Below are 20,087 nucleotides of genomic sequence, written 5' to 3'. Positions count from 1 at the left end.
GCATCTCCTTTGCAGCGGATTTGGGATATTGCATATCTCGCGGCGGATGGGACAAGGAACTTTGCAGGCGTTAAGTTAAAGAAAGAACATAAGCGAATAGGAGGAATTATAATGAAGAAGAACAAGAAAACGGAACCGATGCTTCCCAAGGAATTAGAAACAATTTCTTTTATTGAAGCATTAGATGATGGATATGTCCATGACTGCCGAATCGTTTCTGAAGAATTGCCGGCAGGAAAAATTCATTTCGACCGGGTGGTGTTCGAGAATGTCCGCTTTTTGGGTGGTGAATGGGAGCGCAGTGAGTTTGCAGATATTGTGTTCATCAATTGTGATTTATCGAATGCTGATTTAGGCCGTGCGGTGTTCCATCGTGTGAAGTTCGAGAATTGCAGATTGCTGGGCACGGATTTCACTGAAAGTACAATTCGCTATACGCACTTTAAAGGCTGCCGGCTTGATTATACGGTTTTTGGTTTCTCCCATATCAGTGATGTAATTTTTGAACAAAGTGCTCTCAGGCAGGGAGATTTCTACGAAGTGGATTTGAAAAACACGCAGTTTCTTGACAGTGAGTTAAATGAAGCGAACTTCACAGGAACTTCCCTGAAAGGAATCGATTTCAGTTCAAGCCGCTTCGAAGAACTACAATTGACAATGGAATTGGTGTCGGGGTGCAAAGTATCTACAGGTCAAGCGTTGTTGTTTGCCCGGAAACTGGGATTAATTATCAAAGAATAAGATTTTTTTAGTTTTTAAATGCTTTATGACCTGCTTTATTTCCAATTATTATATTAAATAGATACTGTTCACTAAATATTCATTCTATTTTAAAAAATTATCCATAAAATGATTGCTCATTCACTTTAATTGCAGTATATTTAAAATAATTAGAAATTTACTAAAAGGAGCAGGAATCAACTATGAAGCAACTAAGCAAAAAAATAAAAGACTTGAGAGAAGCGAAAGGCCTTTCCCCGGAGGAACTTGCAGACTGTTTGGGCTTTGCGAAAAGTACGGTATGGGCATATGAAAGCGGAAAGAAACAAGTGTCAGTTGTACATCTGGAACGCCTCGCCGATTTCTTTGAGATTTCTGTGGATAGTCTTTTGGACCGCAACGACCGCACGATTAATGTTAATCTCCAAAATGCGAATTTCCTGAACGAATATACAGTAATGCTTGATGACCAGCCATTGAATGAAGCGGAACTTGCTGAGGCGGCTTCTTTTATCCAAGTGAAACGCCGCATGGGCAGCTATGGCTTGGCGACTTGATGAATATATGTGTGAACTCATGAGCCTGTTCTCCTGTAATAAGGAGGACAGGTTTTTTCGTTCGGTACAACAATTGATGAATTGTTTTTGACAGAATTATCTGTCAAAATAAAAAGAGACTTAAGGAATGGCGGTGAGGATTTGAGAAGATACATAATGTACGAAACATACCGGCTGGGGATTCTCATCGACCATCTAAAAGCGGAGGATTTGATCAGGCAAATCGATGAGTATATTGAAGAAACGCCAGTTGACCAGATTCCCCATATCTTTTATGTCCTGTCGCTGGCGAGCAACCGCCGCATCATGATTGAACTGCTGACGGATTTGGCGCGGGGTGTCGACGAAGAGCTGCCCGCATCGATTGTAGCCGGTATCCTTTACAAGGAGCGCGACCGTTATACAGTGGAAGAGCTTTACGGAAAAATCGGTATGCTGGCTTCGCTGTTATCGGATGAAGACGATGAACTCGCGACAAGTTTCCGTGAATTGAAATCCTCCTACGACGAATTGCAAGCTGTCTATGGGCGGCGCTTTAAACGGAAAAAAGCGAGGGAGCGAATGCTTGCCCGCAGCGAAAAAGTATTGGAGGAGACACTCTCTGAATATGCCCATTTTGCGGAGGAAATGGACCGCAAAGAATGGTGGCTCAATTAAACCTGTTTATTCTGCTTGCTATGGGGAAGACAAATTATAGCAACTTACAGAATCAGGAGGAGACAATTATGAGTAAAACGATTTTCATTACAGGAGCCGGAAGCGGGCTCGCAAAAGGTACGGCACTTGGACTGGCGGCGAAAGGCCATAAAGTCATCGCGCCAGTTGAAACAGCCCCTCAAGTAACATCACTCCGTGAAGCGGCATCTGAAGCCGGGGTGGAATTGACAACGTTTAAAATGGACATTAAAAATCCACAGGATCTGGCACAGATGCTTGAATACGATTTCGATATCTTTGTAGCAAATGCTGCCATCAACGAAGGCGGCCCACTCGGGGAAGTGCCAATGGCAAACTTCCGTGAATTATTTGAAGTGAACGTCTTCCAAACGCTTGAAACGGCTCAAATCGCTGCACGTAAATTCGTCGAGAAGGGCAAAGGCAAGATTATTTTCCTATCTTCCATGGCAGGAATCATGTCGACACCTTATGTCGGACCGTATACAGCGACGAAGCACGCTATTGAAGCAATTGCAAAAACACTGCGCAAAGAAATGGCAGAGTTTGGCGTACAAGTGGCGACGATCAACCCGGGAGCCTTCGCTACAGGATTTAACGATCGCAGTGCAGAAGCCAAGTGGAAATGGTTCGATGAGAAAATCCACTTCACACGTCCTGAAGACATGAAGGAAATGGAGAAGGGCTTGGAAGACCAATTCGATCCGCAGGACATGATCGATAAAATGGTGGAAATCATCCCGCAGGATTCTCACAAATTCCGCACAGCGTATCCAGAAGAGACCGAACAACAGATGAAAGACGAAGAAGCTAAACAGTGGGAGATCGAAATTTAAGTTGAAAGGAAGAGGGCCATGAAGCCGGAACGCTGGGCTTGGGAAATGATGGAGCACGGTGCGGACAGCGCGGGCGAAGTTTGCCGCTTGTTCGATGCGCTTGAGCCAGTCGACCCGTACGAAATGTTCGGTACGTGGAAAGGGCGCGAATTGCCGTCAGGACACCCACTGGACGGCTGGCTTGAAAAATCGGGCTGGTACGGCAAAGCTTTCCACAGCACCGAGCATGTCGACCCTTTATTGTTTAACACCCCTTTTGGAAAACCGTTCCCACTGCATCCGTTTCCACCCGCGCTAATCGCTAATCTGTTGAGTGGCGCGAAAGGTGCAGCGCGGCTCCGCAAGATGGAGTGGCGCGGGAAAACGAGTGCGGTGATGATTTACGATCAATTGCCGATCCAAGACCATTTCCGCAAAGTGAATGAGGATGTATTATTGGGCATGATGGATTGGAAAGGCATGAAGCGGCCGTATTTCTTCCTGTTAGCCAGAGTATACGCCTGAGATTATTCTCACTGGCATGATTCGAATAAAAAGGCCTTTTCAGCCACCCTGGAAACCAATCGATTTTCTGGGGTGGCTTTTCGTATGCCAAAAAAGAAATAGCCCTCTAAATATGGTAAGCTACGTTCATAGTAAAACAGTATGGGGAGTGTTCAAAGGTGTTGGAACAAGCAAGAAAATTACTGCAGTCGCATTTCGGGTATGATAGCTTCCGGACTGGCCAAGAGCAGGCAATCACACAAGTTTTCGATGGCCAAAATACGATTTGCGTCATGCCGACAGGTGGCGGGAAATCGATGTGCTACCAGATTCCTGCGCTGGCCATGGAAGGAACGACCATCGTCGTCTCGCCGCTGATCTCCCTGATGAAAGATCAAGTCGACTCTTTACAGGCAGCCGGAATTCCAGCTGCTTCTATTAATAGTTCACTCGATGTCTATGAAGTCCGTGAAATCCTTCATGAAGTGCAGATGGGCATCATCAAATTATTGTACATCGCGCCAGAGCGCCTCGATTCGGAAATGTTTTTGGATGGCTTGCAAGGCGTCAAAGTTCCGCTTATTGCCGTCGATGAAGCGCATTGCATCTCGCAATGGGGGCATGATTTCCGGCCGAGCTACCGCTTGATCAGCCGTATGCTGGAAATTTTCCCGGACAATCCAACGGTGCTTGCGTTGACAGCGACAGCGACGCCGCAAGTACGAGAAGATATTTGCCGCATCTTGGATATTGAAGAACAAAATACCGTCATCACAGGTTTCGAGCGGGCAAACTTGAGCTTTTCGGTCATCCAGGGGCAGGATCGCGAACGCTTTATCCGCGATTACGTCCAGAAAAATGACAATGAAGCAGGCATCATTTACGCAGCGACGCGCAAAACGGTGGATTCGGTCTATGAATCGCTCGTCAAACGCGGCGTCAAGGCGGCAAAATACCACGCCGGCATGCCGGACGACGAACGCCGCCTCGGGCAAGAGCGCTTCTTGAACGATGAAGTGACCGTGATGGTGGCGACCAACGCATTCGGAATGGGCATCGATAAATCCAATATACGGTACGTGATCCATTACCAACTGCCGAAAAATATGGAAAGCTATTATCAGGAAGCTGGGCGCGCAGGCCGAGATGGACTGCCGAGTGAGTGCATCGTCCTGTACGCTTCTCAGGATGTCCAAACGCAGCGTTTTTTGATCGACCAGGCGCAGGATCCTTCGCGTATCCCAGGTGAGTTGAAAAAACTCCAGGGGATGGTCGACTATTGCCATACGGAAAATTGCCTCCAACAATTTATCGTCCATTATTTCGGCGATGGAAGTGCGGCACCGTGCGGCCATTGCGGAAACTGCGTCGACGAAAGGGAAGGCCAAGATGTTACGGAAGATGTCCAAAAAGTGTTGTCGTGCGTCATCCGCATGGGCCAGAAATTCGGCAAGACGATGACTGCCCAAGTATTGACTGGCTCCCGCAATAAGAAAGTGCTCGACTTCCGATTCGATCAATTATCGACCTACGGTGTGTTGAAACACATGAATTCAAAAGAAGTCTCAAACCTCATCGAATTCATGATTTCCCAGGAACTGCTGGCAGTTGAGCAAGGCAGCTTCCCGACGATTTTCGTCCCAGACGGTGGGCGCGATGTCCTGCTCGGAAAACGCCGCGTCATGAGAAAAGGCGCCGTCGTCTCGAAGCGGATCGCCACCAACGATCCGTTGTTCGAGGAATTGCGTACGGTGCGCAAGAAACTGGCAGATGAGGCGGGAGTTCCGCCGTTTGTCATCTTCTCGGATAAGAGCCTGCAAGACATGGTTGCACGCAAACCGAAAGATGAAGAGGCGTTCCTTGAAGTCAGCGGCGTCGGCGCGAATAAGCTGGAGAAATACGGAGAATACTTTCTTGAAGCAATCCGGATGTATGAAACTGTGAATAATTCGTAATAATTCAGTTGCCTTGGCAGTGTCATTTGCCTTACGTACCCGTATGAAAAAATGGATAAATCAAGAAAAAATTATAGCTAGTTGAAAAGAGCGCAGAAAATGAATCATTTTCTGCGCTCTTTTTGTATAGAAAATTTTATGCTAGCGTAGCCGGAAAACCAGCTTGTGATCTTAGCTTTTCCGATTAATCTATCAAAAGATTCCGATGCGAATTGTATAATTACTGGGAAAAGGGGGGGCCGGGAAAAGCGGGCGAAAAAATTACTGTATCAATATACACAAATAGCGAATAAAGAAGAATCGCTACACGCCTTTATTTGAAAGCGGTTTCACTTGGAATCCTAGGATTTGTAATGAATCTTCATGCACTTGATAAATTTTTCACAAAATGCAATTGTATATATATTCAGTTATATGATATACTATCATAATATTATGACAAATTAGCGTGTAAAAGGAGGCGGTTTTATTGAGTAAGAAAGAGTATCCGATCGCACAAGGACTGTATCATCCCGACCAGGAACATGAAGCTTGCGGCATTGGGATGATCGCTAATATAGACGGCAGAAAATCGCACAGCATTGTCCAGAACGCAGTGAACATCCTGTGTAACTTGGAGCACCGCGGCGGCCAATCATCCGATACGAGCACAGGGGACGGCGCCGGCATTTTGACGCAGATTCCACACCGCTTTTTCCTGAAGCAATGTGAAAAAGAAGGGATCGTCCTTCCGGATGAAGGAAAATACGGCATCGGCATGATTTTCATGCCACAGGATTACGATCTACGCATGAAAGCAAAAGACATCATCCAGCGCATCGTCGAAGAAGAAGGCCAGGAATCACTCGGCTGGCGCCCTGTGCCGGTCAACGATTCATTTGTCGGGAATGTCGCGGCGAAAACCAAGCCGGTCATCCGCCAAATCTTCATCGGCGCATCAGCGGAGCTAGAGACGCGCATGGACTTGGAGCGCCGTTTGTACATTATCCGCAAACGTATCGAGCAGGAAATGGGCGGCGTGGAAGAATTCAAAGACGTCTATTTCAGCAGCTTGTCTGCCGGCACGATTGTCTATAAAGGCATGCTCATCCCGGAACAACTGGATTCATTCTATATCGACCTCAACCATCCCGAATTCAAATCGGCGTTGGCACTCGTCCACTCACGGTTCAGTACGAATACCTTCCCGAGCTGGCAGCGTTCCCACCCGAACCGCTACTCCATCCATAACGGCGAATTCAATACGCTTCGCGGAAACGTCAATTGGATGAGAGCCCGTCAGCTCGCTTGCAACTCCCCTTATTTCAATGACCAAGATTTGCAAAAAGTACTGCCGGTCATTGATGAGACAGGAAGCGATTCGTCGATGTTCGACAATTGCTTCGAATTCCTCCATCTATCAGGCCGTTCGCTCGCGCATACGGCGATGATGATGGTCCCGGAGCCATGGGTCAACGACAAATCGATCGACAAGAAAAAACGCGATTTCTACGAATACCACAGCACGCTCATGGAGCCATGGGACGGCCCGGCGGCACTGGTATTTACAGATGGGCGCCAGATTGCAGCGTGCCTCGACCGCAACGGCTTGCGCCCGGCGCGTTATTATATTACGAAAAGCGGCATGATCGTACTCGGCTCAGAAGTCGGTGCGCTCGATATCTTTTCCGATGACATCATCTATAAAGACCGCCTGCGCCCAGGGAAGATGCTTTTGGTCGACCTTGAAGCCGGCAAAATCATCCCGGATGACGAAATCAAAACGCAGATTGCATCCGAGCTCCCTTATAAAGATTGGGTTGAAAACAATCTGTTCGATTTGGACGATTTGCCGGAACCGAAAGAAGTGGTGCATCCAAACGGCGAAGGGCTATTGAAACAACAGCTGGCTTTCGGCTATACGCAGGAAGAAGTGCAGAAAATCATCAAACCGCTGGCATCCGACGGAAAAGATCCGGTCGGTTCGATGGGGTACGATTCACCGCTTGCAGTATTGTCGAAAAAACCTCAGCTTTTGTACAACTACTTTAAGCAATTGTTTGCACAAGTTACCAACCCGCCGATTGACGCCATCCGCGAGCAAATCATCACGGCAGCCCGGACGACCATCGGGGCAGAAGGCAATCTGGTGGATCCGAAACCGGAAAGCGCACGCCATATCCGTCTTGAAACACCGGTATTGCTGAATTCAGAGCTTGAAAGGCTGCGCCAGCAAAACTTGCCGGAGTTCAAGGCCGTCACCTTGCCAATCCTGTTTGAAGCGGACGGAGGCGCAGATGCGATGGAAGCACGCTTGGAAGCAGTGTTTGCAGAAGCGGACGATGCCATTAAAAAAGGCGCAACTCTGGTCATTTTGACTGACCGTGGCGTCGACAGCACACATGCAGCGATTCCAGCGCTTCTTGCAGTGTCCGGGCTTCACCACCATTTAATCCGACAAGGCACACGGACGCGCATGAGCATTCTGCTGGAGTCTGCGGAACCGCGCGAAGTCCATCATTTCGCCATGCTGATCGGCTACGGTGCAGAAGGAATCAATCCCTACCTGGCATTCGAATCGATTGAAGACCTGGTGGCAAAAGACGATATCCACGGCATGAATGTCGAACAAGCCGAAGCGAGCTATGTACAAGCCGTAACGGACGGAATTATCAAAATATTGTCTAAAATGGGAATCTCAACTATTCAAAGTTACCGAGGCGCACAGATTTTTGAAGCGATCGGGATCCATATGGACGTCATCGACAAATACTTCACGCGTACATCTTCTCGCCTTGGGGGCATTGGGCTCGATATTATCGCCAAGGAAGTCCTGCTTCGTCACGCGTCTGCTTACCCAGAGCGTGAAGGGTCGAACCCGGCGCTGGAATCAGGCGATGAGTATCAGTACCGTGAAAACGGAGAAGATCATCAATACAATCCAATGACGATCCACACGCTTCAACAAGCGTGCCGGACGAATAATTACGATACATTCCGCAAGTATTCGAAACTCTTGACGGATGAAAAAGCCAATCTCCAATCATTGCGCGGTTTATTGAAATTCAAAGATCGCACGCCGATCCCGATCGAAGAAGTCGAAACGGTCGAAGAGATTTGCGCACGCTTCAAAACCGGTGCCATGTCCTACGGCTCGATCAGTAAAGAAGCCCATGAAGCGCTGGCGATTGCCATGAATAAAATTGGCGGACGCAGCAACTCAGGAGAAGGCGGCGAAGAAGTGTCGCGCTTTATCCCGGACGATAACGGCGACAGCCGCAGAAGTGCCATCAAGCAAGTTGCATCCGGCCGCTTCGGCGTCACAAGCCATTATTTGGTCAATGCTGACGAAATCCAGATTAAAGTGGCACAAGGGGCTAAACCTGGAGAAGGAGGGCACTTGCCAGGCAAGAAAGTATATCCGTGGATTGCGGAAGTGCGCGGTTCGACGACTGGCGTCGAATTGATTTCCCCGCCTCCTCATCACGATATTTATTCGATCGAAGATCTAGCGGAATTGATCTTCAACTTGAAAAACGCCAACCCGCGTGCACGCATCAGCGTTAAGTTGGTGTCTGCAGTCGGTGTCGGCACAATCGCAGCTGGCGTTGCCAAAGGCCGTGCAGATCTTGTCTTGATCAGCGGCTACGACGGCGGCACGGGCGCTGCGCCGAAAACGAGCTTGAAGCATACCGGCTTGCCATGGGAAATCGGCCTTGCGGAAACGCATCAGACGCTTTTGTTGAATGGCCTGCGCGACCGCATCGTCGTCGAAACAGACGGCAAGATGATGACCGGCCGCGACGTCGTTACTGCAGCGCTCTTGGGTGCCGAAGAATATGGCTTCTCGACAGCACCGCTCGTCGTCCTTGGATGTGTTATGATGCGCGTCTGCCATTTGGATACATGCCCAGTCGGGATTGCGACGCAAAACCCGGAACTGCGCAAAAAGTACACTGGCGAAGCAGATCACGTGGCGAACTTCATGCGCTTTATCGCCATGGAAGCACGCGAATTGATGGCGGAACTTGGATTCCGCACAATCAATGAAATGATCGGCCGCACCGATGTGCTGGAAACGAATAAAGCGATCAAGCATTGGAAAGCGGAAGGGCTGGATTTGACGCAGCTTCTCTATCAGCCTGACCTGCCGGAAAAAGTCGGCCGCTATGCAACGATCAAGCAAGACCACGGGTTGAAGCATACGCTCGATGTACAGGAGCTCTTGCCTCGCTGCCGCAATGCGATTGAAACGGGAGAGCCAGTCGAAGTATCGACGGCGATCCGTAATATCCACCGTGCGACCGGGACGATCATCGGCAGCGCTATCTCTCGCAAGTACGGGGCAGAAGGCTTGCCCGAAGATACAATCACTTTCAATTTCCAAGGCTCTGCAGGTCAAAGTTTCGGTGCGTTCATCCCGAAAGGCATGACACTGAAACTGATCGGCGACTCCAATGACTTTGTCGGCAAAGGATTATCCGGCGGAAAAATTATCGTCAAGCCGGCCGCAGATTCGACATTCCTTCCTGAGAAGAACATCATCATCGGCAACGTGTCGTTTTATGGTGCTTCGGCTGGGGAAGCGTATATCCACGGTATGGCTGGCGAGCGTTTCGCCGTCCGCAACTCGGGTGCCAAGATCGTCGTCGAAGGCGTCGGCGACCATGGCTGTGAATACATGACCGGCGGGCGCGTCGTCATTCTCGGGGATACTGGGAAAAACTTCGCAGCCGGCATGTCAGGCGGGTTATGTCTTGGATGAAGAGGAAACTTTCAGCGCACGCTGCAACCCTGAAATGGTGCATATGCAGCCGCTCGCAGATCCTGTTGAAATTGCGGAATTGAAAGAGATGGTCGAAAACCACGTCCGCTACACAGGAAGCTTGAACGGCAAACGCGTGTTAGATCATTGGGAGATTCTTTCTGCCAAATTCGTCCGCGTCATTCCGAAAGCCTATTTGAAGATCAACGAACGCATCAGCAAGCTTCAAGACAGTGGTATGGAGAAATTCGATGCCGAAATGGCCGCATTCGAAGAAAGCAAAATGGCTTCGGCTGGTAAGTAACAACACCGGCAATAGCTGTCTTTCATAGAGAAAAGCTTGGAAAATATGCGAACTGGAGGGAAACGATGGGGAAGATAACCGGATTTATGGAATATGACCGTCAGACTGTAAAAGAACGCGACCCGGCACAGCGGACGAAAGACTGGAAAGATTATACGATTCCGCTATCTGAACAGGAAGTACAAAAGCAAGGGGCGCGCTGCATGGATTGTGGCGTCCCGACCTGCCAGACCGGCATGGATCTCGACAACGGCACGACCGGCTGCCCGGTCAATCACTTGATTCCGGAGTGGAATGATCTTGTGTATCGCGGCCAATGGAAAGAAGCGCTTCACCGTGAACATTTGAAGAATAATTTCCCGGAATTCACCGGCGTTGCTTGTCCGGCTCCATGTGAAGGGGCTTGTGTTCTTGGCATCAACGAACCGCCTGTCGCCATCCGCACAGTCGAACGCTCGATCATTGAGCGTGGGTTTGCGGAAGGCTGGGTCGTTCCAGAACCGCCGAAACACCGCACTGGCAAAAAAGTGGCTGTGGTCGGTTCTGGTCCTGCCGGGCTTGCATCGGCAGCCCAATTGAACAAAGCGGGTCATACTGTGACAGTGTTCGAAAAAAGCGACCGCATCGGCGGCTTGCTGACTTACGGGATCCCTGAAATGAAATTGCCGTATGATATGGTCATGCGCCGCGTTAAAATCCTTGAGCAGGAAGGCATCACGTTCGTGACGAATGTTGAAGTCGGCAAAAACTATCCTGCAACGAAATTGCGTGATGATTTCGATTCGGTCATCATGGCGACCGGCGCGACTGTGCACCGCAACATCGATGTCGAAGGGCGTGACTTAGAAGGCGTGCATTTCGCAATGGACTTCCTGCATGCCAGCACGAAAAGCTTGCTCGATTCCGATTTGGAAGACGGCAATTATATTTCGGCAAAAGGAAAAAACGTCATCGTCATCGGCGGCGGGGACACGGGGACAGACTGTCTCGCAACTTCCGTACGCCACGGCTGCGAGAGCCTTGTGCAATTCGATGTGTACGACCAAAAAGGCGCGATTCGTGACGAAAAAGGCAATCCATGGCCGCAATACCCAAAAATCCACCGCGTAGAATACGGCCATAAAGAAGCAGCCGCAACGTTCGGTGACGATCCGCGTGCTTACGCGGTCATGACGAAGAAATTTGTCGGCGATGAAAACGGACATGTAAAAGAAGTCCATACCGTCAACGTAAAGCTGAAAATCGATGAGCAGGGCAACCGCATCCGCGAAGAAATTCCCGGTACGGAAAAAGTGTGGAAAGCGGACCTGATCCTGATCGCTATCGGTTTCAGCGGGCCGGAACAGCTGCTGATTGACCAATTGAATGTGGAAACGCACGCCAATTCACGCGTTAAAGCCGAATACGGCGATTACCGCACGAATGTCGAAGGCATCTTTGCGGCTGGCGATATGCGCAGAGGCCAAAGCTTGATCGTCTGGGCGATCAACGAAGGCCGTGAAGCTGCCCGGGAATGCGACCGTTATTTGATGGGCAGTACGGTATTGCCATAACTAAATGTTAGTGAAAGAGATCGTAATTTACAGTTACGGTCTCTTTCTTGTAAGTAGAAAGTAATTGCTTTAACGAATTAAATGAATGTAAAGACAATTGCATTTACCTGAGTTTATCGACATAAAGGCTTATAAATCCAATGTTTTAGACCTGATACTTGACAAATAAATATCTTTTCAGAAAATACAAATATTTATTTTTTGTTAATTTTTACATTCGTGTTGTGCCAAAGTCCTGGTTTATATATACTAGTCAGTGTAGGACTATGGTTAAACTCGTAAATAGTCATAACAGGTATTCATAACCTACGAACTCAACTAAATGTCAGGGGGAAATTCAATGTTTAAGAAGAGTATTGCAGCTGTCACTTTTTCATTCCTAATGATTTTATCGCTAGTCCCAGGAGTTTCTGCAGAAGAGTTATTAGTGGTATCAGAAGTCCCGTACTATGAAATTGAAGAAGGCATGAGTGCGGAAGTTCAGGAGGCGATCAGAGAAATCAATAGCGTCAACGCAAGAATCGAAGCTGAAATCGTCAAGAACCAAGAAAAAGCGTCTGAATTGCATGCAGAATATATCAGCAAATTAGCTTCTGAAGAAGACGAAGCAAAACAAGCAGAGCTTACAGCAAATTACGAAGAAGAAATTTCGCACTTAATCAAAGCATTACAGAAAAAAGCTGAAGAAATTACGTTAGAAGGAATTAAAGATGCGACTGAATCAGGAATCGAAGCTGATATTGTTTTGGTTGAGGAAGATTTTGCAGATAAAACTGCTAAAATTGACCCTATCGTAGTAGTTTCTTGGTGAGTATATTGTAGATATCAGTTAAAAAGAGTAGTATGAGAGTAGAGGAAACTTTGCTCTCATTTTTTTTATATAAGGGAAGTGAATTTGTGAGAGGCTTGGATATATTAAAGGGGAACTATCTGGAAAAAATTGAAAATGATACAACCACTCTGTCTCTATTGGGAAGAGGGGGCGGTCTAGAACTTCTAAAACAAACAATTCTTAAAGATAATAGCTTTATCCTTTTTCCAAGTGAAGTTGCCGATGCTCACGAATTTTATTACATATTAGAGGGAGAAATTCAGGCGGAAGTTGAAGGGAACATCATTACATTAAACAAAGATGGCTTCTTTTCATGTAATGAGTTGGAAGTACCAGTTTCTTTTAGGGTTATTGACACAGTGACGCTTTTTTCTGTATCAACTGCTCCTGTATTTCATTATTTAAGTAAAATTATCGAAGAATTAAGAAAAATTGGCGAACGAGTTGAACAAAAGGACCGTTATACTTTTAACCATAGCGCCCGAGTAGCTAATTATGCTGTTAAGACTGCAGCCAAGTTGAAATTAACTAGAGAGCATATGGAGTCTTTATTCCTGGCATCTATCCTTCACGATATCGGCAAAATCAATATTCCTGAAGAAGTGTTGAAAAAGCCTTCCAAACTGACTGACGAAGAATTCGACCTGGTGAAAAAACATCCGGGAGACGGTGCTGATATGATTCGGGATACCCCTTATAAAGATATCGCTGACATCGTCGAGCAGCACCACGAGCGGGTGAACGGGCGTGGTTACCCGTTCGGCTTGAAAGGTGATGAGATTTTGCTCGAGGCGAAAATCATTGGCGTATGCGATACGTTCGATGCGATGACGGAGGACCGCGCTTATCGTTCTGCTTTTACTGCCCAGTATGCGATGGACGAGATCGAGCGGCTGATCGGCATCCAATATGAAGAAGCTGTCGTGAAAGCATTCAAGGAAGTATTGTTAGAAGAAGGCAAGTTAATAGATACACCGTAAAGGGCGCTCTTCCATAAGAGGGTCCTTTTCAATTGGGAAGAGATGTTTAAAAATAGGCAATTCCGTCTATACTTACTACACTAAGCTTTATCAAATGGAGAAGGAGGTCATAAAATGGCAAGAAGATCAGGTGGATTTTTCAGCAAGCTCGTATTGCTCGGGGTAGGTGCGGCAATCGGGGCAGCGATGACACAGAAAAAATCGGAAACTGGCAGCACGCAAAATACAGGCAGCTCTTCGACAAGTACAGCCGACATGAAAGAAAATATCAAAAAGAATTTGGACCGCTTCAACGAGCAATCGGGAGGCATGGTCGACAAAGTGAAGCCTCATATCAACAAAGCGGTCGAAACGGTCAAAACGACAATCGAAAAGCAGCAGCAAATGATGGATAAGGAAAAAGACGCGCTCGATAAAGCGAACAAGACCGTCCAGGATAATGTCGGCGAGACAAAAGGCTCTGATTCTTCAACGGACCAATCGACATCTTCGGCGAATAAAGATTCGTTCTCGTCTACTGGTTCCTCTACGGAAGCCGATAAACCGAGCGGCGGCGCATTCGGCGGCAGCACTCCTTATGCTGAATCGCTGAAAAAGCATCCGGAAACCGATTCATCTTCCGACAATTCTTCAAATGATGGCACAACGAAAAAATAACTTCGGTTATAATAGAACAAAGAACTGCTATGCCGAGCATGGGCATGGCTTTTTCTTTCCCTCCAGTAGACAGAAAATTCATATCTTTTAAAAATCAGCGGCAGTTACTGGCGGTATTCTAACAGAGGGGGTTCGGCCACGTGTTTAACAACTACAAAACCAGTCCATTTTTTGATGAAATGTTTACGCCCGATGGAAAACCGAAAGCCCATTACGAAACCTTCCATGAAGTGATCAAGCGATTTTCAGAAGATGAACTAAGGGAAAAGCATGAAACGGCGCAGTTGTCGTTTCTCCGCCAAGGCATCACTTTCACCGTCTATCACAATAATGTAGGGACGGAGCGAACGATGCCGTTCGACTTTGTGCCGATCATCATCCCGCAGGAAGAGTGGGAAGTGGTCGAAAAAGGAATGACGCAGCGTGCAGAAGCGCTGAACCGTTTCTTGGACGATGTCTACCACGACCAAAAGATTATCGAAGCGGGTATCGTGCCGCGCCATCTAGTCGAAGACAATCCTTATTATTACGAAAAGCAGATGAAAGGCGTCGATATCCCGCTCAACAACCACATTTTCCTGGCGGGGATTGACTTGATACGAGATGAGAACGGCAAATATCATGTGCTTGAAGACAATTTACGCAACCCGTCCGGATTGTCTTATGTATATCAGAACCGTTACGTCATGCGGCAAGTGTATCCCGAGTTTTTCGTTAATCATTCGGTAAGGACGCTCGAGCATCAAATGAGCTTCCTGCACGATTCGATTCTGGACCATGCTACAAAAGGAAGAAAAGACAAACCGTTTGCGGTGCTATTGACGCCCGGCATGTACAACTCCGCTTATTACGATCACGTCTTCCTGGCCCAGCAGATGGGCATGGATTTAGTTGAAGGCCGCGATCTGGTCGTCCGCAATAATATCGTCTACATGAAATCCATCCGCGGGCTGAAGCGTGTCGATATCATCTACCGCCGCATCGATGACGATTTTTTGGATCCGGAATCATTCCGTTCAGATTCTGCGCTCGGGGTCCGCGGCGTGATGGAAGCTTACCAAAAAGGCAATGTCGCGATTTTGAATGCGGTCGGCAACGGCGTCGCGGATGACAAGGCGATCTATGCATATGTGCCGGAGATGATCCGCTATTATTTGGAGGAAGAACCGATCATCGACAATGTGAAAACGTATTTGCTTGATAAGCCCGAAGATCGGGAATGGGTACTCGAGCATCTTGAAGAGCTCGTCGTCAAAAACGTAGGGGCATCCGGCGGATACGATATGCTCGTCGGCCCGCATGCCTCGAAGGAGCTGATCGAAAAGTTCAGGGAGAAAATTATTGAAACGCCTCATCAGTATATAGCACAGCCGACGATCAAGCTGTCCCGCGCACCGGCTTATCAAGGAGACAAGTTTTACCCTTGCCATGTGGATTTGAGGGTATTCGTCATGAGGGGGGAGACGACCCATGTCCTGCCTGGCGGATTATCCCGTGTCGCGCTGAAAGAAGGGTCGCTTGTCGTCAATTCTTCACAGGGCGGCGGCGGAAAAGATACTTGGGTATTCAAAAAGAAAGAAGAAGGGGAGGATGCGTAAATGTTGAGCCGTGTTGCAAATTCATTGTATTGGATGTCCCGGAATGTCGAGCGGGCGGAGAACAATGCGCGCATCCTCGACGTGCAATTGCTGCAGATGATCGAAGCGGCCGACGAAGAGCTGGTGCGTGACTCAGATTGGCGGTTGATTTTTGAAATCTGCGATTCGACGGAAACGATGCGCCGGATCAAAGCCAACCCGACGTATGAGGAATCAGAGCTGGTGCAATATTTGGCGATGGCGCAGGAAAATTCCAATTCAGTCGCCAGCTGCGCGATGGTCGTCCGGGAAAATGCCCGCATCAGCCGCGACCACATCCCGGATGATTACTGGGAAACCTGGAACCGTTCGTATTTGGCGCTCAATGACATGGACTTGAAGAACAGTTCGGTCCGTGAGATGAGAGCGTTCCTGGAAAACATCAAAACGACTTCGCTTATTTCTCAGGGAATTGTCGAGTCTTCGATGTCCCGTGGTGTGGCGTATCAAATGATTAAAATCGCCAAATGGCTTGAACGCGCAGAAAAGACGGCACGCATCTTGAATGTCGTCTGCGAGAGGACGCGTGAACGTGTCAGGAAAGAAAAGACCGATGATTATTATTTCTGGCTGGCGGCGCTCAGGATGACGAACGGCTATAACGCGTTCTTGAAGAGCAATCCACCACGCATGGAGCCAAGGAAAGTACTGGGCTTTTTGATCTCGGACAAAACTTTCCCGAGATCGATCCGCTATTGCCTCGACCATGTGCGGGATGCGGTCGAAGAACTTGAAGAAGGCAAAGTGTCCCATTATTCATGGGAGTTGTACGCAAAACTCGATGAAGTCCGGACTTCCTTCAGTGAGACGGATATTGAATCTTTGGATTCGGATGAATTGATGCATTTCCTGAATCGTTTCCAGGATGGCTGCAATGAAATTAGCCGAATTTTTTCCAGCACTTATTATTTAACCGATCCCGAAGCCGAGACAGCAATGGCGTTCCAATCCCAAGGGATGGACATGAAAGGAATAACTTCTATGAAATACAAAATCGAGCATACAAATATCTTCGATTATGAAACAATCGTCGACCAAAGCATGAACACCATCCGCCTGAAACCAAGAACGGATGAATGCCAGCGCCTCCTGTCCTACCGTGCGGATATTACGCCGGCTACCTTGACGAAAGAACATGTCGACATTTTCGGCAATAACGTCGAGACGTTTTTCATTGCCGAACATCATCAGCACCTGGAAGTGAAATCGACGTCCATCGTCAGCATCCAGAAAAGCCCGTTCATCCACCGCATCGATTATTCGCCGGAAATGAACGTCATTTTCCACTCCCAATTGTTTAAGGAGCATTATATGGCGTACTTGAGCAATACGGCTTATACGTACATCACCCCGGAACAGATGGAGTTGGTCGATCGCGAGCTCGGGACGATGACCAACCCGGTGCAATACGCCATCGATGTCACCGAATACGTATTTGACCATTTCACATACGACGGGGAGTCGACGACCGTAACGACCAAAGCAAGCGAATCATTCGGCCTGAAAAAAGGCGTCTGCCAGGATATCACACACGTCATGCTTGGCATCTTGCGCAGCAAGCATATTCCGGCACGTTATGTCAGCGGTTATTTGTATGTAGGGGAGGATTCCGCACTTGTCGGCGATGCGGCAAGCCATGCGTGGGTGGAATTCATGGTGCCAGGCATCGGCTGGGTCGGGCTCGATCCGACCAATAATGTCGAAGCGCTGGAAAACCACATCCGCGTCGGCGTCGGCCGCGATTACAACGATGTCAGCCCGGTGCAAGGCGTTTACAGAGGCGGCCTGATGTGAAAGTCTCCGTGAGCCTGCTCGACCAATAATGCCAATAATCGTTTAACTGCAAAACTGCCCGATCCGTGCCATAATGAAGAGATAAGACAGATGAACGGAGAAGGAGAACATATGAACACGAACCAATTTAAAGATTACGGCATCAGCGAGCCGATCGTAAAAGCGCTAGAAGGCCTTGGCTACCAAGAACCGACCGAAGTACAGCAGCAAGTCATCCCGGCCGCTCTTGAAAAAAACGATTTGACCGTCAAATCGCAAACCGGTAGCGGGAAGACAGCTGCATTCGGCATTCCGCTGTGCGAACTCGTCGATTGGGATGAAAACAAGCCCCAGGCGCTGGTCTTGACCCCGACACGAGAACTTGCCGACCAAGTGAAAGAAGACATCACCCATATCGGCCGCTTCAAACGCATCAAAGCTGCGGCAATCTACGGCAAGCACCCGTTTGCGTATCAAAAGGAAGAGCTAAAGCAAAAATGCCATATCGTCGTCGGAACACCGGGACGCGTGCTCGACCATATTGAAAAAGGCACGTTGAAGCTCGAGAAAATCGAGTATTTGGTGCTCGACGAAGCAGACGAAATGCTCAATATGGGCTTTATCGAACAAGTCGAATCAATCATCAAGCAGCTTCCGAAAGAACGGACGACGATGCTGTTTTCAGCGACATTCCCGGTGCATCTGGAAAAACTGCAGCGTGATTTCATGCGCTCTCCGCGCTATATTGGAATCCAAGCAGCCGATACCTTGGAAGAGCGCATCGAGCATTCGCTCATCATCGTGAAAGAGCAGGATAAATTCCAATTGCTGCGCGACGTCACCGTAGTCGAGAATCCGGATAGCTGCATCATTTTCTGCCGTACGAAAGACCAGGTTGATGCTGTTTCGGAAGGGCTTGAACGCCTGTTCTATACAAGTGACCAATTGCACGGGGGCATGACCCAGGAAGACCGTTTCGGCGTCATGGATGATTTCCGCCGCGGCGAGTTCCGTTACTTGGTCGCAACCGATGTCGCGGCGCGCGGCATCGATATCGATGGCATCACCCATGTCATCAATTATGATTTTCCTCTCGAAAAAGAAAGTTATGTCCACCGTGCCGGCCGCACAGGGCGTGCCGGCAAAAGCGGTAAGGCGATTTCGTTCGTCACGCCGTTCGAGGATAAATTCCTGAAAGAGACGGAAGATTATTTAGGGTTTGAAATCACGCGTGTCGAACGGCCGTCGAGAGAGCAAGTCGCCTTGGCAAAGCCGGCATTTGAAGACAAGATCGAGAGCCGCCAGAAGCCGAAAAGACACAAAGCGGCTGCACTCAATCAAGACATCATGAAGCTCTATTTCAACGGGGGCAAGAAGAAAAAGCTGCGTGCTGTCGATTTTGTCGGGACGCTGACCAGCATACCGGGCATCACGGCAGAAGATATCGGCATCATCAAAATCCAAGATACGGTCACGTACATCGATATTTTGAACGGCAAAGGGCTGCATGTCTTGAAGGCGATGAAAGACAAAACCATTAAAGGCAAAACCTTAAAAGTCCATAAAGCGAAAAAATGAATTTAGGCCTTTTCCGAGCTGTGAAAGCTTTGGAAAGGGCTTTTTTCTATTGTTGGATACAGAATTTTAATGGAGCGGGTTCTTTTGTCACGAAAAAAAGCGCAATTGTAATCAAATATGCCTAATGCTGTCACATGATTGTAACCTTCCCGTGCTATTTTAATTTTACTGAAAAGCTTTCAACCGATTTACGCAAGGCACAATCATCCGATACGCAAAGGGGATAGGAACTTGAAAAAATTATTGGCGGCTTTAACAATGGCAATGCTTTTATTGCTCGGCACTTCACTCACGACTTCTGCAGCATCGAATGTTTACACAGTCAAAAGCGGCGACACGCTTTATAAAATTTCCCAACAGACAAAAGTATCTGTAACTAACTTGAAATCATATAACGGTTTGAAATCGAATTTAATCTACCCGAAACAAAAATTGAAGTTGAAAAAAACAACAGCGCAAACTATCTCCAAACCATCGACATCATCTTCAAGCAAAGATAAAGTGGTGAAGGAATTCACTGTTTCATCAACAGCCTACACGGCGTATTGCAGAGGGTGTTCTGGAATCACGAGAACAGGCATTAACCTGAAAAAGAACCCAGGGCTTAAAGTCATCGCGGTCGATCCGAAAGTCATCCCGCTCGGTTCTAAAGTATGGGTGGAAGGCTACGGCACCGCAATCGCTGGAGACACTGGCGGCGCAATCAAAGGCAAGAAAATCGACGTCTTCATCCCGACTCAAAGCCAAGCGCTTAAATGGGGACGCAAAAACGTAAAAGTTAAAATCCTAAAATAAGCAAAACC

General features: G+C 48.0%; 13 protein-coding genes and 3 pseudogenes. All 16 read left to right on the top strand.

The window, feature by feature from the left end; genetic code table 11:
* Positions 1–9 precede the first annotated feature (9 nt).
* The 16 genes and pseudogenes from ON064_RS05055 to ON064_RS04985 all read left to right on the top strand — a co-directional run bounded on the left by ON064_RS05055 (position 10) and on the right by ON064_RS04985 (position 20,079).
* A complete protein-coding gene (locus ON064_RS05055) occupies positions 10–741 on the top strand; it encodes a pentapeptide repeat-containing protein (protein WP_274623899.1) in 732 nt (243 codons plus the stop codon).
* A gap of 182 nt (positions 742–923) precedes the next feature.
* A complete protein-coding gene (locus ON064_RS05050; protein WP_274623898.1) occupies positions 924–1,277 on the top strand; it encodes a helix-turn-helix domain-containing protein in 354 nt (117 codons plus the stop codon).
* A 156-nt stretch (positions 1,278–1,433) separates the two neighbouring features.
* The gene (locus tag ON064_RS05045; protein WP_274623897.1) at positions 1,434–1,934 is read left to right on the top strand and encodes a hypothetical protein; all 501 of its coding nucleotides are present in this window, start codon (positions 1,434–1,436) and stop codon (positions 1,932–1,934) included.
* A 68-nt stretch (positions 1,935–2,002) separates the two neighbouring features.
* The gene (locus ON064_RS05040) at positions 2,003–2,788 is read left to right on the top strand and encodes an SDR family oxidoreductase (protein WP_121298797.1); all 786 of its coding nucleotides are present in this window, start codon (positions 2,003–2,005) and stop codon (positions 2,786–2,788) included.
* Positions 2,789–2,806: 18 nt separating this feature from the next.
* On the top strand, positions 2,807–3,292 hold the full coding sequence (locus tag ON064_RS05035) for a DUF4334 domain-containing protein (protein WP_274623896.1): 486 nt from the start codon (positions 2,807–2,809) through the stop codon (positions 3,290–3,292).
* A 158-nt stretch (positions 3,293–3,450) separates the two neighbouring features.
* Entirely contained in the window at positions 3,451–5,226 is a 1,776-nt protein-coding gene (recQ, locus tag ON064_RS05030) for a DNA helicase RecQ (RefSeq protein WP_274623895.1), read from the top strand.
* Positions 5,227–5,695: 469 nt separating this feature from the next.
* Positions 5,696–10,274, top strand: a pseudogene (gene gltB / locus ON064_RS05025) (glutamate synthase large subunit).
* A gap of 65 nt (positions 10,275–10,339) precedes the next feature.
* The gene (locus ON064_RS05020) at positions 10,340–11,827 is read left to right on the top strand and encodes a glutamate synthase subunit beta (protein WP_274623894.1); all 1,488 of its coding nucleotides are present in this window, start codon (positions 10,340–10,342) and stop codon (positions 11,825–11,827) included.
* A gap of 340 nt (positions 11,828–12,167) precedes the next feature.
* The gene (locus tag ON064_RS05015; protein WP_274623893.1) at positions 12,168–12,638 is read left to right on the top strand and encodes a hypothetical protein; all 471 of its coding nucleotides are present in this window, start codon (positions 12,168–12,170) and stop codon (positions 12,636–12,638) included.
* Positions 12,639–12,724: 86 nt separating this feature from the next.
* Positions 12,725–13,639, top strand: a complete 915-nt coding sequence (locus tag ON064_RS05010; protein ID WP_274623892.1) for an HD-GYP domain-containing protein — start codon at positions 12,725–12,727, stop codon at positions 13,637–13,639.
* 114 nt (positions 13,640–13,753) lie between these two features.
* Positions 13,754–14,296 carry a hypothetical protein gene (locus ON064_RS05005; RefSeq protein WP_274623891.1) on the top strand — a complete coding sequence of 181 codons (543 nt, stop codon included), beginning with the start codon at positions 13,754–13,756 and terminating at the stop codon, positions 14,294–14,296.
* Positions 14,297–14,436: 140 nt separating this feature from the next.
* Positions 14,437–15,894, top strand: a complete 1,458-nt coding sequence (locus ON064_RS05000) for a circularly permuted type 2 ATP-grasp protein (protein WP_274623890.1) — start codon at positions 14,437–14,439, stop codon at positions 15,892–15,894.
* Positions 15,895–16,779 (top strand): annotated as a pseudogene (locus tag ON064_RS18450) (alpha-E domain-containing protein); the annotation flags it as partial.
* 135 nt (positions 16,780–16,914) lie between these two features.
* A pseudogene (locus ON064_RS18445) lies at positions 16,915–17,756 on the top strand (transglutaminase family protein).
* Positions 17,757–17,838: 82 nt separating this feature from the next.
* A complete protein-coding gene (locus ON064_RS04990) occupies positions 17,839–19,284 on the top strand; it encodes a DEAD/DEAH box helicase (RefSeq protein WP_274623910.1) in 1,446 nt (481 codons plus the stop codon).
* A 231-nt stretch (positions 19,285–19,515) separates the two neighbouring features.
* Positions 19,516–20,079 (top strand): 3D domain-containing protein, encoded by a 564-nt coding sequence (locus ON064_RS04985; protein ID WP_121298780.1) that lies wholly within the window; start codon positions 19,516–19,518, stop codon positions 20,077–20,079.
* Positions 20,080–20,087: the final 8 nt, after the last annotated feature.

The organism is Planococcus sp. A6 (genome assembly GCF_028823615.1).
GTDB lineage: Bacteria > Bacillota > Bacilli > Bacillales_A > Planococcaceae > Planococcus.
Note: the sequence above shows the minus strand (reverse complement) of the source record. Positions and strands in the feature narration are given on the sequence as shown.